Annotated in this window: 13 protein-coding genes; 8 read left to right on the top strand and 5 right to left on the bottom strand. The window is 72.5% G+C overall.

What is annotated here, in order from left to right; genetic code table 11:
* Positions 1–26: 26 nt before the first annotated feature.
* Both FJQ57_RS16505 and clpB read right to left on the bottom strand, forming a co-directional pair.
* Positions 27–1,193, bottom strand: a complete 1,167-nt coding sequence (locus tag FJQ57_RS16505; RefSeq protein ID WP_139982439.1) for a hypothetical protein — start codon at positions 1,191–1,193, stop codon at positions 27–29.
* Between the two features lie 86 nt (positions 1,194–1,279).
* Complete coding sequence (gene clpB / locus FJQ57_RS16500) at positions 1,280–3,874, bottom strand: ATP-dependent chaperone ClpB (protein WP_139982437.1); 2,595 nt, start codon at positions 3,872–3,874, stop codon at positions 1,280–1,282.
* Positions 3,875–4,088: 214 nt separating this feature from the next.
* On the opposite strand from clpB, the gene FJQ57_RS16495 reads away from it, so the two are divergent.
* The 3 genes from FJQ57_RS16495 to FJQ57_RS16485 are packed head-to-tail and all read left to right on the top strand — an operon-like array spanning position 4,089 to position 7,006.
* A complete protein-coding gene (locus tag FJQ57_RS16495) occupies positions 4,089–4,847 on the top strand; it encodes a hypothetical protein (RefSeq protein WP_139982435.1) in 759 nt (252 codons plus the stop codon).
* A 54-nt stretch (positions 4,848–4,901) separates the two neighbouring features.
* Entirely contained in the window at positions 4,902–5,507 is a 606-nt protein-coding gene (locus tag FJQ57_RS16490) for a hypothetical protein (RefSeq protein WP_139982434.1), read from the top strand.
* Positions 5,504–7,006 carry an ATP-binding response regulator gene (locus FJQ57_RS16485; protein WP_139982432.1) on the top strand — a complete coding sequence of 501 codons (1,503 nt, stop codon included), beginning with the start codon at positions 5,504–5,506 and terminating at the stop codon, positions 7,004–7,006. The genes FJQ57_RS16490 and FJQ57_RS16485 overlap by 4 nt, the downstream gene beginning before the upstream one ends.
* Here FJQ57_RS16485 and FJQ57_RS16480 read toward each other — a convergent pair.
* Positions 6,949–7,227: a hypothetical protein gene (locus FJQ57_RS16480; RefSeq protein ID WP_139982430.1), complete on the bottom strand. Its 279-nt coding sequence runs from the start codon at positions 7,225–7,227 to the stop codon at positions 6,949–6,951. The genes FJQ57_RS16485 and FJQ57_RS16480 overlap by 58 nt on opposite strands.
* A gap of 50 nt (positions 7,228–7,277) precedes the next feature.
* Between FJQ57_RS16480 and FJQ57_RS16475 the strand changes: the two genes are divergently transcribed.
* From FJQ57_RS16475 to FJQ57_RS16465, 3 genes are all read left to right on the top strand, one after another.
* Positions 7,278–7,949, top strand: coding sequence for a DUF2510 domain-containing protein (locus tag FJQ57_RS16475; protein ID WP_139982428.1), 672 nt, complete (start codon positions 7,278–7,280; stop codon positions 7,947–7,949).
* Positions 7,950–8,014: 65 nt separating this feature from the next.
* Positions 8,015–8,752, top strand: coding sequence for an HAD family hydrolase (locus FJQ57_RS16470; protein ID WP_139982426.1), 738 nt, complete (start codon positions 8,015–8,017; stop codon positions 8,750–8,752).
* Positions 8,749–11,286: a glycoside hydrolase family 65 protein gene (locus tag FJQ57_RS16465; RefSeq protein ID WP_425465430.1), complete on the top strand. Its 2,538-nt coding sequence runs from the start codon at positions 8,749–8,751 to the stop codon at positions 11,284–11,286. The genes FJQ57_RS16470 and FJQ57_RS16465 overlap by 4 nt, the downstream gene beginning before the upstream one ends.
* A gap of 13 nt (positions 11,287–11,299) precedes the next feature.
* Here the strand turns inward: FJQ57_RS16465 and FJQ57_RS16460 are convergent, their stop codons facing one another.
* Positions 11,300–11,701: a sigma factor gene (locus FJQ57_RS16460; protein ID WP_211349008.1), complete on the bottom strand. Its 402-nt coding sequence runs from the start codon at positions 11,699–11,701 to the stop codon at positions 11,300–11,302.
* Positions 11,702–12,156: 455 nt separating this feature from the next.
* Complete coding sequence (locus tag FJQ57_RS16455; protein ID WP_139982422.1) at positions 12,157–13,098, bottom strand: GlxA family transcriptional regulator; 942 nt, start codon at positions 13,096–13,098, stop codon at positions 12,157–12,159.
* 108 nt (positions 13,099–13,206) lie between these two features.
* Between FJQ57_RS16455 and FJQ57_RS16450 the strand changes: the two genes are divergently transcribed.
* Both FJQ57_RS16450 and FJQ57_RS16445 read left to right on the top strand, forming a co-directional pair.
* Positions 13,207–13,518, top strand: coding sequence for a putative quinol monooxygenase (locus FJQ57_RS16450; protein ID WP_114332294.1), 312 nt, complete (start codon positions 13,207–13,209; stop codon positions 13,516–13,518).
* Positions 13,519–14,151: 633 nt separating this feature from the next.
* Positions 14,152–15,477 carry an ISL3 family transposase gene (locus FJQ57_RS16445; protein WP_139982420.1) on the top strand — a complete coding sequence of 442 codons (1,326 nt, stop codon included), beginning with the start codon at positions 14,152–14,154 and terminating at the stop codon, positions 15,475–15,477.

The raw sequence follows: 15,477 nt of genomic DNA, 5'->3' as shown, positions 1-15,477 counted from the left end.
AACGAGCGGCGGAGCCTGGGCGTCGGTCAGGCGCCGGGCGGCGGGGGCGGCGGCCCCTGCTGGTGACCCTGCTGCTGGTGGCCCTGCTGCTGGTGCTGCTGGTGCTGCTGCCAGGCCGGGACCCGGTGGCCGGTGAACCAGTGCACGACCTCGCCGCGCAGCAGCACGACGGCGACCCAGACGGCGGCGACCCCGACCACCAGCGGGACGACGAGCAGGAGGCCGATGAGGCTGGCCGCCGCGGCCGCGAAGGAGGAGACGACCAGGCCGATGCGGGCGGCGTTGCTGCCGCGCAGGGTGCGCACGGCCAGCACGATGGCCACCACGGCCCACACCGCGAAGACCCCGAGCATGGCCAGCACGGCGACGACGACCGGGCCGGGCTCGAGCTCGGCGTACATCCGGTTGCGGGCGATCTCGTCGCGCACCTGCTCCTCGAGCGCGGAACGGTCGGCGATCGCGCCCAGCGCGGCGGTGAGCATGGCCACCGCGACCGCGGCGGAGCAGGAGATCGTCACGACCGCCGCCGCGACCACCTGGGACGGGCGCCGGGTGGGGTCGGGGGCGGTCGCGCCCCCGGTGGCGCCCGGGGGCGGGGGCGGCCACGCCTGGCCAGCGGGGGCCGACGTCGGGGCGGCAGGAGTGGATGGGCTGGTCGGGCTGGTCGGGCTGGTCGGGCTGGTCGGGCTGGTCGGGCTGGTCGGGCTGGTCGGGCTGGTCGGGGATGCCGTCGAGGGGGTGGCGAGGGCGGCGGGCCGGGGCGCCTCGCGCCCGGCGAACCAGTCGCGGGCCGGCTGGAACCACAGCATCGTCACCGCGACGGCGACGATGATCGGGACGACGTCGGCGGCCGGGACCGCCGTGGCGACGAGGAGCGGCGCCAGGATGCTCAGGGCGAGGCGGGCGCTGCGCTGGCGCTGGAGCACCTGCCAGCCCAGGATCGCCGCCGCCATGCCCGCGCCGCCGGCGACGACCGCGAGCACCCGCAGGAGCGACTGCACCTGGTCGGCGTCGATGCCGAGGCCGTCACCGGGTGGGGTCGAGACGAACTCGCGGGCCGCCTCCTGGGCCTCGATCGAGCCGAGCCCCGCCATCTCCTGGAACGCCATGAGCACGATGAAGACCGATCCCGCGAGGATCGCCCCACCGCACAACGTCACCTGCGGGGGGCGCGGCAGTCGCTTGTCGGCCATGCCGAGCAGTCTCCCAGAGGGGTGTGCACCGACACTGACCCGTCGTGGATCCACGACGGGTCAGCGCTGGGGTCAGGCGGAGCGGGTCAGGCGGAGAGGGTCAGGCCCCCGCCCTCGGGCGCCAGGTCGACCGTGACCGTGGCGCCGTCGGCGACCTGGCCGCCGATGAGGGCCTTGGCCAGCGGGTCGCCGATCGCGCTCTGGATGAGCCGCCGCAGCGGCCGGGCGCCGTACGCCGGGTCGTAGCCGGTCTCGGCGAGCCACCGCTTGGCCGCCTCGGTGACGTCCACGCCGACCCGGCGGGCGGCGAGGCGCTTGCCGAGCAGGCCGAGCTGGATGTCGACGATGTGGGTCAGCGCCTCCTGCGTCAACGCCTCGAAGACGACGATCTCGTCGAGCCGGTTGAGGAACTCGGGCTTGAAGCTCTGCCGGACCGTGGCCAGCACGGAGTCCTTCTTCTTGTCCGGGTCGAGCAGCGGGTCGATCAGGTAGGTCGCGCCGAGGTTGCTGGTCAGGATGAGCAGCGTGTTGCGGAAGTCGACCGTGCGGCCCTGGCCGTCGGTCAGCCGGCCGTCGTCGAGCACCTGCAGCAGGATGTCGAAGACCTCGGGGTGGGCCTTCTCGACCTCGTCGAGGAGGACGACGCTGTAGGGGCGACGGCGCACGGCCTCGGTGAGCTGGCCGCCCTCGTCGTACCCGACGTAGCCGGGAGGGGCGCCGACGAGGCGGGCGACCGAGTGCTTCTCGGAGTACTCGCTCATGTCGATGCGCACGATCGCGCGCTCGTCGTCGAAGAGGAAGTCGGCCAGCGACTTGGCCAGCTCGGTCTTGCCCGTGCCCGTGGGGCCGAGGAACAGGAACGAGCCGGTGGGGCGGTCCGGGTCGGCGATGCCGGCCCGCGAGCGGCGCACGGCGTCGCTGACCGCGACCACGGCGTCGCGCTGCCCGATCAGGCGCTCACCGATGACGTCCTCCATGCGCAGCAGCTTGGCCGTCTCGCCCTCGAGCATCCGGCCGGTCGGGATGCCGGTCCAGGCCTCGACGACGTCGGCGATCTGCTCGGCGCCGACGGCCTCGCCGACCAGCGGGTCGACCTCGGTCTCGGCCTCGGTTGCCTCGGCCTCGGCGATCTGCTTCTCCAGGGCGGGGATCCGGCCGTAGAGGATCTCGCTGGCCTTCTCGAAGTCACCGATGCGCTGCAGTCGGTCGGCCTCGATGCGCAGCTCGTCGAGCTGCACGCGCAGCTCGCCCTCGCCCTCGCGGGAGGCCTTCTCGCGCTCCCAGCGGGCCTCGAGGGAGCGCAGCTCTTCCTCCTTGTCGGCCAGGTCGGCGCGCAGCACCGCCAGCCGTTCGACCGAGGCGGCGTCGTCCTCCTTGTCGAGGGCGAACTCCTCCATCTTGAGCCGGTCGACCTGGCGGCGGAGCTGGTCGATCTCCTCCGGGGACGACTCGATCTCCATCTTCAGCCGCGAGCTGGCCTCGTCGACGAGGTCGATGGCCTTGTCGGGCAGCTGGCGGCCGGTGATGTAGCGGTCGGACAGGGTGGCCGCGGCGACCAGGGCGGCGTCGGTGATGCGGACCTTGTGGTGCGCCTCGTACTTCTCCCGGATGCCGCGCAGGATCTGGATGGTGTCCTCGACCGACGGCTCGCCCACGAAGACCTGCTGGAAGCGGCGCTCGAGCGCGGGGTCCTTCTCGACGCGCTCGCGGTACTCGTCGAGCGTCGTCGCGCCGATCATGTGCAGCTCGCCGCGGGCCAGCATCGGCTTGAGCATGTTGCCCGCGTCCATGGCGGAGTCGCCGCCGGCGCCCGCGCCGACGACGGTGTGCAGCTCGTCGATGAACGTGATGACCTGGCCACCGGCGTCCTTGATCTCCTCCAGGACGGCCTTGAGGCGCTCCTCGAACTCGCCGCGGTACTTCGCGCCGGCCACCATCGCGGCCAGGTCGAGGCTGAGCACCCGGCGACCCTTGAGGCTGTCGGGCACGTCGCCGTCGACCACGCGCTGGGCCAGGCCCTCGACCACGGCGGTCTTGCCGACGCCGGGCTCGCCGATCAGCACCGGGTTGTTCTTCGTACGACGCGAGAGCACCTGCACCACGCGGCGGATCTCGCTGTCCCGGCCGATGACCGGGTCGAGCGCGCCCTCCTCGGCCAGCTGGGTGAGGTCGACGGAGTACTTCTCCAGCGCCTCGTAGGTCGACTCCGCGTCCTGGCTGGTCACGCGCCGGTTGCCGCGGAAGGCGGTCAGTCCCTCGCGCAGGCCCTGCTCGGTCAGCCCGGCGTCGGCCAGCAGCCGCTGGGCCGGGGACTCGGTGCCGGCGAGCGCGATGAGGAGGTGCTCGGTGGCGACGTAGTCGTCCTTGAGGGAGGCGGCGAGGTCGATGGCGCCCGCCAGCACCCGGGTGAGCGCGGGCGAGGCCGTGGGGGTCTTGACGGTGGAGCCGCTGGCGCGCGGCAACGAGGCCAGGGCCGACTCGGCGGCCGCGGCGAGCGGTCCGGCGTCGATGCCGGACTTGGTGACGAGGGTGCGGGCGGCGCCCTCGGGGTCGCGCAGCAGCGCGACCAGCAGGTGGAGCGGCTCGGTCGCGCTGTGGCCCGACGTCGTGGCCGCCAGCTGGGCGGCCTCGATGGCCTCGCGGCTGCGGGTCGTGAACTTCTCGGCCGAGAACTGGGACATGGGCACTCCTGCGGAGGTGGAACGGATGCGTCGACAGGTGCAACGTCAACAAAGTTGAGCCTGTTCCGCTCAAGTCTGCCTCATGCATGCCCGCGGGGGTGATTTCGGCGGAAAACCCCGCGGAGCGGCGTGGGGGCGCCCTACCGTCGACCCCGGGACCACGCCACCGGGGAGGGTGGCGCGGAGGGAGACCCTGCCGGAGGGAAGGGACGCGGTGACAGCGATGTCGGCCGCGGTCGGCGCGAGCCTGCTCGCGCACGGACTGCACGTGCTGATGGTGCTGCTGGGCCTGTGGGGCCTGGCCGCGCTGCTGGTGCCGCACGCCCTCGCCCGGCTGGGAGCGGCTCCTGCGCCGGTGGCCGACGAGCACCGTCACCGCGTCGACGCACTGCGGGCGGCCGTCACCGCCGGCGCCCCCGGGCTCCCGCTGGGCCCGCTCTCGGACCCGGCCGCGCCGGGCCCGTCCGCCACAGCGCCGCGGACGGGACCCGGCCGGGTCGGGACGCTGCACGTGCCGCTGGCCGTGGTGGCCTCGGCCGCCGCTGCGGGCGTGCACGCCGCGGTGGCGCCGCCCCACCTGCGCGAGCAGGCCGCGCTCGGCCTGCTCTTCCTCCTCGCGGCCGCGACCCAGCTGGCCTGGGCCGCCCTGGCCCAGCGCCCGACCGTGGGCCTGCTGCGCGCCGGCGTGGTGCTGCAGCTGGCGATGGTCGCGACGTGGCTGGCCAGCCGCACCACCGGCCTGCCGTGGGAGCCGCTCGCGACCCGGCACCCGGTCGGCCCCTGGGACGTCGTCTGCGTCGCCTGGGAGCTCCTCGCCGCCGCGGCCTGCCTGCGGGCGGTGGCCGCGGCCGAGGGCGGTCCGCTCCCCCGGCACACGGCGGGATGGTGGGGCTGGCACCCCGCCGTCCGGGCCGCGGTCGGCGCGGCCGGCGTCTCGCTGGCCCTGCTGTCGCTCCTCGGAGCGCCCTCATGACCCCGCGCACGACCCTGTGCGCGGCCCCCCACCCCCACACCGGCAGGACCCCTCATGACCTGGCAGATCGGGATGGCGGCCAACGCCACCATCATGGTCGCGTACCTGTTGATCAGCTTCGCGATCGTCGTCCCCCTCGCGCGCAGCGGACAGCTGCGCTCCAACCCCCTCGGGGCCGCGACCGCGGCGATCTTCTTCACCTGTGCCGTCCACCACGGCACCCACGCCGTGCACATGCTGATGCCGACGTTCGTCGCCGGTGACGAGCGGGGGCTGGCCATGCGGGCGGCGTGGGGCTGGCCCCTGACCGTGTGGGACATCGTCGGCGCCGCCGTGGCGCTGTACTACTGGTCGCTGCGCCGCAGCTACGCCTCGATGGTCAAGGGCGCCGCGCTCTTCGAGGACCTGCGCAAGCGCGAGCAGCAGGCCCTGGAGCTCAACGACTCCGTGCTGCAAGGCCTGGTGGTGTCCAAGATGGCCCTCGACCTCGACGACGTCGACCGGGCCCGCGAGGCCCTCGACAGCTCGATCGCGTCCGCGAGCCGGATGATCACCGACCTGCTGGGCAGCGAGCACTTCTCGATCAAGCTGCTCCGCAGCTCGGCCGCGACGGTCGAGGGAGCGGTCGACGGCGCCCCACCGGGTGGTGACCGCGGATGAGGCCCGAGCCGCGCACGCAGCCGCTGACGGTCGTCATCATCGACGACACCCCCGACCTGCGTGACCTGCTGCGGATCGCGCTGACCCGCGGCGGGTTCGAGGTCGTCGGCGAGGCCGGCGACGGCGCCCAGGGCATCGACGCCGTCCGGCTGCACCGGCCCGACGTCGTGCTGCTCGACCTGGCCATGCCGGTCAAGGACGGCATCGAGGCGCTGCCCTCGATCCGCCGGCTGTGCCCGCAGGCCAAGATCGTCGTGCTGTCGGGGTTCGGCGCCCAGCAGATGTCGGCCCGGGCCGTCGCCGCCGGGGCCGACGGGTACGTCCAGAAGGGGGCCCCGCTCAACACCATCCTCGACTACGTCCGCGACATCGCGGGCGACGCGCGCCGCCCCGTCCGCGGGTTGACCGTCGTCCCGGCCTCCGACCCGGACCCCGCCGTCCCGCACGCCGACCTGCTCGACGCCCCGTCCGAGGTCGCCGGCGCCGCGGCCGGGGCCGGCGGTCGCGGTGTCGCCAGCGGCCCCGGGCCCGACGCGGGCCCGGTCGTGCCGGAGGGCGCGGCCTCGGCCTTCGAGGTGCTCCGCATGGCGCCGTACGGCGTCGTGGAGGTGGCCGACGAGCCGATGTTCCGGGTGGTGCACGTCAACCCCGTCGGCGCCCGGCTGGTCGGCACCGACACGCCGGGGACCCCCCTCAGCGCGGTGGCGCCCGAGCTGGCCGCCCTCGTCTCCTTCCACCGGCTCGACGCCGATGCGACGTTCGAGACCTCGGTGCCGGGCGGGCGGGTCAAGGCCTCGCTGCGTCGTACGGGTTGGTCGGTGATCGTCTACCTCGACTCCACGGCCGAGGACGTCGGCCTGCTGCGCCGCGCGATCGCGACCACCGCCCACGAGGTGCGCGGCCCGGTCGCGGTGCTGTGCGGCATCGCCGAGACGCTGTCGTGGGAGGGCGGCGAGGGCGTCACGCCGGAGCAGAACCAGCGCCTCCTCGGCTCCGTGGCCCGCCAGGCGCGCATCCTCGACCGGATCACCGCCGACCTGCTCACCACCGCCCAGATCCAGCGCGGCACGCTGCGCGTCGACGTCCAGGACGTCGACCCCCGCGTCGTCGTCCAGGGCGCCGTCGACGACCGGTGGGACGTCGACGTCGTCGTCGACGACTCCCGCAAGGTGCGGGCCGACCCCCTCCGGCTCGAGCAGATGGTGACCAACCTGCTGAGCAACGCCCACAAGTACGGCGCCGAGCCCTACACCGTGCACGTGCGGCCGCACGGCGCGCAGGTCGCGATCGACGTGGTCGACCACGGCGACGGCGTCCCGCCCGAGTTCGCCGGACGGTTGTTCTCGGAGTTCGCGCGCGCCCAGGGCGCCGTGGCCACCGGCACCGGGCTCGGGCTGTACGTCGTCCGCACCCTCGCGCAGGCCCAGGGGGGCGCGGTGACCTACGCCCCGCTCCCCGAGGGCGGGTCCGTCTTCACCATCACGCTGCCGGCCGCCTGAGCGGCGGCCTGGGCGGCGGCCTGGGCGGCGGCCTGGTCGACTGCGGGGGCAGTCCTCGTGAAGCCCGCCCGGAGCCGGCCACCGACCGCGTCGAGCACCCCGTCGGCGCAGGCGACCAGCCGACCAGGTCGAGGTCGGACGTCGCCGTCCTGCGGGAACCGCTCCAGCACCAGCTCGCGCGCCGCCTCGTCCGGCGCCGTGCGGCCCGCCTGGTCGTCCACGTCCGTGATCCTGCCGCACGCCGTCACGCCCGACCTGCCACCCTGGACCCATGGACGCGGCCTGGCACCCTGACCCCGGCGGACGACACGAGCTGCGCTACTGGGACGGAGCATCGTGGACCGACCACGTCTCCGACCAGGGCCAGGTCAGCAACGACCCGCTCCCGCCCGCCCCCGGGCAGGCCGCGCAGCAGGGCCAGGCCGGCCAGCAGCACCAGCACGGCCAGCAGGGCCAGCAGCACCAGCCGTCGTACGACGCCTACGCTGGGCAGCACGCCGCCTCCCCCGCCCACGGCGAGCCGACGGTGGGCCCGGGGTCGTGGAGCTCCACCTCGTCGTCCGCGCAGGCCTCCCCGTCGTCCCCGTCGTCGCAGCCGTCTCAGGCCGCCCAGGCCGCCCAGCCCGGGCAGGCGTCCGCCACCCCCGGCGCCACCGCGACCCCTGACTGGGCCCGCCCCCTCCTCGCCGACGGCGAGCAGGTCGTCGCGACCGCCGGTGACGACCTCGTCCTGGTGGCCACCGACCGCCGGCTGGTCGTGCGCGAGTCGTCCGGCTCCCGCGTCGTCGCCGCCCGGGCCCGCATCGACCACGTCACCCTCGCCGAGTCCGACGGCGACGGCCCGACCCACCGGGTCGAGGTCGTCCTCGCCGGCGGCGCCACCTTCGCCGCCCTGGCCGACGAGGCCACCGCGGCCGCCCTCGCACGCGCCCTCACGGCCTGAGGCCTGCTGGCGCCGAGGCGTGCATCACGTAGGCCGGGGCCTGCGCGGTCACTAGGGTCGAGGTCATGACCGTCGACCTGACGACGTACGGCGCTGTCCTCTTCGACCTCGACGGCGTGATCACGCCGACCGCCGAGGTCCACATGCGGGCGTGGGCGCAGATGTTCAACGACTTCCTCGAGACGCGCAAGGGGCAGGCGCCCTACACCGACGCCGACTACTTCGAGCACGTCGATGGCAAGCCCCGCTACGACGGGGTGCGCGACTTCCTGGCCTCGCGCGGGATCGAGCTGCCGCAGGGCGACCCGGGCGACCCGGCCGACCAGCCGGTCGGCGAGGAGACGGTGTGCGGGCTGGGCAACCGCAAGAACGACGCGTTCGGGCAGGTGCTGCGCGACGAGGGCGTCGAGGCCTACCCCGGGTCGCGGCGGCTGCTCGACCGGCTGCGGGAGGCGGGCACCCCGATGGCGATCGTGTCGTCGTCGAAGAACGCCCCCGACGTGCTCGAGACCGCCGGGGTGACCGACTACTTCTCCGTCGTCGTGCACGGCGGCGTTGCGGCCGAGCGGGGCCTCGCGGGCAAGCCCGCCCCAGACACCTACCAGGAGGCGGCCCGCGAGCTGGGCGTGGAGGAGGGCCGGTCGGTGGTGGTCGAGGACGCGATCAACGGCGTCGCCGCGGGCGCGGCCGGCGACTTCGCGCTGGTCGTCGGGGTCGACCGGGGAGCGGGCCACGACGCGCTCACCAGGGCCGGGGCCGAGGTCGTCGTCTCCGACCTGGCCGAGCTGCTGGGTGAGGCGTGAGCACCGTCGACCCGCTCCTGGAGGAGCGCCACGGCGCCAGCCACGTCGCGCCGCAGGCGGTCGACCCGCTCGACCGCACCCGTTTCCCGGTCGAGGAGTGGAGGCTGGTCGAGACGCGCTTCGACCCGACCGACCTCGGCACGACGGAGTCGATCTTCAGCGTCGGCAACGGCTACCTCGGCCTGCGCGGCAACTACGAGGAGAGCCGCGACTTCGCCAGCAACGGCACCTTCGTCAACGGGTTCCACGAGACCTGGCCGATCCAGCACGCCGAGGAGGCGTTCGGGTTCGCCAAGGTCGGCCAGACGATCGTCAACGCGCCCGACCCCAAGGTCATCCGCGTGTACGTCGACGACGAGCCGCTCGAGCTGTCGACGGCCGACCTGGTCGAGTACGAGCGCACCCTCGACCTGCGCACGGGCGTGCTGTCGCGCCACGTCGTGTGGCGCACGCCGAGCGGCAAGCGGGTGCAGGTCGACAGCACCCGGATGGTCTCCTTCACCCAGCGCCACGTCGCGGTCATCACCTACGAGGTGACGCTGCTCGACGAGGGCGCGCCGGTCATCCTCAGCTCCCAGGTCATCAACCGCCAGGACGCCGACCGCGGCGCGTCGGTGGAGATGGCCAAGGCCGCCGCCGGGTTCGACCCCCGCAAGGCCGAGAGCTTCGCCCACCGGGTGCTGCAGCCCCAGCACGACCAGGACAGCATCCCCGACGACTGGCCCGAGGACCGGATGGCGCTGCGCTACAAGTGCGCCAACTCCGGGATGACCATCGCGATGGCCGTCGACCACGACCTCGAGTGCCAGGACCCCGTGCACCGCGACGTCGAGCGCGGCGACGACCTGCTGCGGGCGACGTACCTCGTCGACGCCCACCCCGGCCACACGATCCGGCTCACCAAGACCGTCGCGGTGCACACCGCCCGCGTGGTGCCGACCCGCGAGCTGCTCGACCGCTGCGAGCGCACCCTCGACCGGGTCCGCCGCTACGGCCTCGACGACCTCCGCGAGGAGCAGCGCGACTGGCTCGACGACTTCTGGGCGCGCAGCGACGTGCAGATCCTCGGCCAGCCGGCACTGCAGCAGGCCGTGCGGTGGAACGTCTTCCAGCTCGCCCAGGCCGCCGCGCGCGCCGACGGGCAGGGCGTCCCGGCCAAGGGGGTGACCGGGTCGGGGTACGGCGGCCACTACTTCTGGGACACCGAGATCTACGTGATGCCGTTCCTGACCTTCACCAACCCGTGGGCGGCCCGCAACGCGCTGCGCTTCCGGCACAGCCTCCTCGAGTCGGCCCGGCGCCGGGCCCGCCAGCTGGCCCAGCGCGGCGCGCTCTACGCCTGGCGCACCATCAACGGCGAGGAGGCCTCGGCCTACTACGCGGCCGGCACCGCGCAGTACCACATCGACGCCGACATCGCCTTCGCGCTCAGCCAGTACGTCGGCGCGACGGGCGACTACGAGTTCCTCGACCGCAGCGCGGTGGACGTGCTCATCGAGACCGCTCGCCTGTGGGCCGACCTCGGGTTCTGGCGCGACGAGGCGGGCGGGACGTTCCACATCCACGGCGTCACCGGGCCCGACGAGTACACGACCGTCGTCAACGACAACCTCTACACGAACGTGATGGCGCGCTACAACCTGCGCCGGGCGGCCGAGGCGGTGCGGTTCGTCGAGGAGAACCGTCACGACAACTACCTCGAGATGAAGGCCCGTGTGGGCCTGCGCGACGGCGAGGTCGCGGAGTGGGAGCGGTGCGCCGACGGGATGTTCATCCCCTTCGACGACCACCTCGGCATCCACCCGCAGGACGCGCACTTCCTCGAGCGCGAGATGTGGGACCTCGGCAACACGCCGGTGGCGAACCGGCCGCTGCTGCTGCACTACCACCCGCTGGTCATCTACCGCTTCCAGGTGCTCAAGCAGGCCGACGTGGTGCTCGCGCTCTACCTGCGCGGCGACGAGTTCACCCTGGAGCAGAAGAAGGCCGACTTCGAGTACTACGACCCGATCACCACCGGCGACTCCACGCTCTCGGCCGTGGTGCAGGCGATCATCGCCGCCGAGGTCGGCTACCACGACCTCGCGCTGCGCTACTTCCACGCCGCCCTGTTCGTCGACCTGGCCGACCGCCACGCCAACACCTCCGACGGCGTGCACGTGGCCTCCACCGGCGGCGTCTGGAACGCGCTCGTCGCCGGCTTCGGCGGCTTCCGCGACGTCGACCGCGGCCAGTGGCACCTCGACCCGCGCCTGCCCGACGGCTGGGACGCCCTGGTCTTCCGGCTGACCCTGCGTGGCACCCGCGTCCGGGTCACGGTGCGCGAGGACGAGCTCGAGCTGCTCGTCGAGGACGGCACCGGCTCGCTCACCTTCCGGGTCCGCGGCGAGCCCGTCACCGTCTCCCCCGGCACCCCCGTCACCGTCGCCCTCGACGGCCACGGCCCGCGCATCGAGGGCGAGCCGCCCAACCCCGCCGGCACCCGCCGCGCCGACGGCACGGTCATCACCGCGACCGTCCCGTCCGGCGACTGAACCGCGCTCCGCGCTACCGGCGTACGACGGGCACGTCGGCCTCGGGGGCGCGGCGACGTGCCGCGTCGTCCGACCGCCTCGGCCTCGGCTCGCCGGCGCCGCTCCCACAGCAGCACGGTGAGGGTGACCATGGCGCAGTCCTTCTCTGAGCGGCCGGGTCGCCACCGCGCTCGCGGCGGTGCCAGGCCCGGCGGGACTCGTCGACCAGGATCCGCACCGTGGTGCGGCGGGCGTGGGCCAGCAGGCCCTCGCGGCGCTCGATCCGCGGCCAGGCCTGGTAGAGCCGGACCAGTGCCTCCTGGGCGGCGTCCTCGGCGCGGTGCCGGTCACCGCACAGCAGGTAGCCGGTGGAGCGCAGCGGCGCCAGCGCCGAGGCGGCGAACGCCCGGAGCTCCCCGTCGTGCCCGCGTGCCACGAGCGCCTCCCCTCTGCCGGTCCGTCGTGAGCAGACGGGTCGAGGACACCGATCGGTTGGGGGCTCTTCCCAGATGAGGGTGTAGGTCGGCCGGGCGCGTCGGTCCGCAGATAGACGTTGAGGTTTTCCGACGATGGAGGTTCCTACGCCATCCATCCGAAAGACCTCGACGTGACCGACGCTACCCCGCCGGCCGGCTTCGGCCGCCCTGACCTGACCGCCTTCGCGTCTCATCCCAATCGACCCTGATCGAGTCTGCTGACCCCCTCGACGAGAACGCAGCGACATCACAGCCACCCGACCCCGACCGTCCGGGAAGCCGGGGCACGTCACATGGCCTGTGCTGCGGGCGTGTCGAGTGGGTCGTCCAGGGGCGACGCAGGGGCGTCGACGCGACGTGCTGAGAGGTGGTTCCAGTCGAGCGCTAGGACACCGGCTACAGGCATGGCGATAGGTCAGGAACGGCGTCGCTCCCTGCGCAGGAGGGAGCGCAGAGTCTCGGCGTTCGCGTAGCCGACCCGTAGCGCGATCTCGGCGGAGGTGAGGTCCGTGGTTGCTGAGAGGTGCCGAGCTCGTTCGATGCGAAGCCGTTGGGCGAAGCCGAGCGGAGTGAGGTTGAGCGCCGCACGGACTCGTCGTTCGAGGGTGCGCCGGCTGGTGCCGAGCGACTGCGCGACGAAGGCGACGTTGAACGGTTCGTCCAGGCGGGCGCGCACGAAGCGTTCGAACTCGACGACGATCGGGTCCTCGTGCCGGAGATGTTCGTAGGCGACGAAGGCCGCCTGCGACGGGCGCTCGTCGATGATGAGGAGCTTGGCGACATGTTGGGCCAGGTCGGGGCTGATCGATCGCACAAGTGAGAGCGCGAGGTCGATGTGGGCGAAGGCGGCGCCGGCGGTGACGAGGTTCCCGTCGACCACGACCATGGTGTCGAGATCGAGGGCGACGGTCGGATAGCGCTTCAGGAACTCCGGCCCCAGGAACCAGCTGGTCGTCGCCCGCCGATGATGCATCCGTCCGGTCTCGGCGACAGCGAATACGCCGGTGCACGCCGCGGCGATCCGGGTGGTCGCGTCGTCGAGGCGCCCGAGCGAGGCGATGACCGAACGAGCATCTCGGCTCTGGAGGGCGTCGTTGGTAGCGGCGGCCGTGAGGGTTCCAAGCGCAGGGACGACGACCACGTCGAACTCTGCGGACTCCGACAGCGGGTGGTCCACCGACAGGGTCATCGATGCCGTCGTGGTCACTCGCCGTTTCGGTCCGAGGATGGCGAGTTCGATCGGGTCGATCCGCGGGTCGACATCGCCGCGGGCTCCGTCGGCCACCCGCACGATGTCGATGACCGACGCGACCGCCGAACCGAAGCAGCCGTCGATCGCGATCAGTCCGATACGCATGGCGCGGACAATAGCAACACTGCCGTATACGCCACTTCTCACATGCCCTTGCTCGCCATACGCTGAACTCGCTTCACCAAGAAACCTCGACACCTAGGAGAACCCCTCATGTCCACACCCGCATCACTTCCGTATGCCTTCGTCGCCAAGATCGTCGCGGCCGATGGACAGCACGACGCGCTCGCCGATCTGCTCGCCGGCGCTGTCGCGCTCGCCAACGAAGAAGTAGGAACGATTGTCTGGTTCGCGGTCAGGACCCACGCCGACACCTTCTGGATCTTCGATGCATTCCCCGACGAGGCCGCTCGCGACGCCCACGCCAACGGCGCCATCGTCGCAGCCCTGACGGCCAACCAGCACCTCCTCGGCGCAGCACCCGAGATCCTGGCGGCCGACGTCCTCGCGTCCAAGCTCCCGTAGTCCGCCAACGCACGAGACGATCGCGCCCCGCCGAGCCGTCGCCAGGTCGCGACGCAACGCCACGCTGCGTTGCCGAGCGGTGCGAGGCCTATCGGCACACGGAAAGGATGCCGGCCGCGAGCGCTTAGCCGGCGAGGGGTCCGTCGCAGAGGAGAGCGACGTCGGTGTCGGGCAGAGCCGTGAGGCCAGCGCATCGCGCGACCACCAGAACCGAACCGCCCCTGCCCTGCGTTTGCGCAGGTCAGGGGCTGTTCGCCGGAGCCGCCTGTCGGAAACGAATCGACGACCTAATCACGTCGGCTCTGCGTCTATCGCTTGATGCGCCCACTGGGCGAACGAGCCGCTGACCTGCGCAAACGCCGAGCGTGGGGGACGCCGCCATCCGGTGGTGACCGACGACGACCGACCAGTACCGGACCGTTTCACCGGAGCTTGCGGCGGCGTCGAAGCCGAGCAAGCTCCATTCCTTTAGCTCACCGCGCCCTCCTCCTCGCCGGTCCCGTCGTCGTCGAAGACGTTTCAGGGGTCTTCTCGGATGACGGTGTAGGTCGGCCGGGCGCGTCGGTCCGCAGATAGTCGTCGAGCTCTCCCAACGACGGAGGTTCCTACGCCATCCATCCGAAAGACCTCGACGTGTCCGACGCTACCCCGCCGGCCGGCTTCGGCCGCCCTGACCTCACCGCCTTCGCTCGACTCGACGGCCTCGGTCTGAGCGTGACCGGACAACGACTTGAACCGGATCGTGCGGTCCTCGCGTGCCGCGTGGTGGCACCAGATCAGTGGTGCCGACGGTGCGGCAGCGAAGGCGCTGCTCGTGACACCGTGATCCGGCGGTTGGCCCACGAGCCGCTGGGCTGGCGACCGACCGTGCTGAAAGTTGTAGTGCGCCGCTACCGCTGTGCCGACTGCGGACACGTGTGGCGCCAAGACACCAGCGCCGCGGCGGAGCCACGCGCGAAGCTCTCGCGCACCGGGCTGCGGTGGGCGCTGGAAGGGATCGTGGTCGCACACCTCACCGTCGCCCGTGTCGCCGAGGGACTCGGGGTCGCGTGGGAAACCGCCGACAACGCGGTCCTGGCTGAGGGCAAGCGGCTGCTGATCAACGATCCCACGCGGTTTGAGGGCGTGAAGGTCATTGGCGTCGATGAGCACGTCTGGCGCCACACCAGGCGTGGCGACAAGTACGTCACCGTGATCATCGACCTCACCCCGGTCCGCGATGGCGCCGGCCCAGCAAGGCTGCTGGACATGGTCGAGGGCCGGTCGAAGGCGGCGTTCAAGACCTGGCTCGCCGACCGCGACGACGCCTTCCGTGACGCGGTCGAGGTGGTCGCGATGGACGGCTTCACCGGGTTCGAGACCGCCGCTGCAGAGGAGATCCCGGACGCGGTCACGGTGATGGATCCCTTCCACGTCGTGCACCTGGCCGGTGACTCCCTCGACAGGTGTCGGCGCCGGGTCCAACTCGCGATCCACGGGCACCGTGGGTTCAGGGACGACCCGCTCTACAAGTCGCGGCGCACGCTGCACACCGGCGCGGACCTGCTCACCGACAAGCAGAGCGACAGGCTACGCGCGCTGTTCGTTGATGACGCTCACGTCGAGGTCGAGGCGACCTGGGGTGTCTACCAGCGCATGATCGCCGCCTATCGCCACGAGGACCGGCAACGTGGACGCGAGCTCATGGAGAAGCTGATCACCGACCTCAGCGCCGGCGTCCCCAAGGTGCTCACCGAGCTCACCACCCTGGGCCGGACCCTGAAGAAGCGAGCCGCTGACGTGCTCGCCTACTTCGAACGACCCGGCACCAGCAACGGGCCGACCGAGGCGCTCAGCGGACGGCTCGAACACCTGCGCGGCTCCGCACTCGGGTTCCGCAACCTGACCAACTACATCGCCCGAAGCCTGCTCGAGACCGGCGGCTTCAGACCCCAACTCCTACACCCCCGATTGAGATGA

It is taken from the genome of Nocardioides litoris, assembly GCF_006346315.1.
GTDB classification, from domain to species: Bacteria; Actinomycetota; Actinomycetes; order Propionibacteriales; family Nocardioidaceae; genus Nocardioides; species Nocardioides litoris.
Note: the sequence above shows the minus strand (reverse complement) of the source record. Positions and strands in the feature narration are given on the sequence as shown.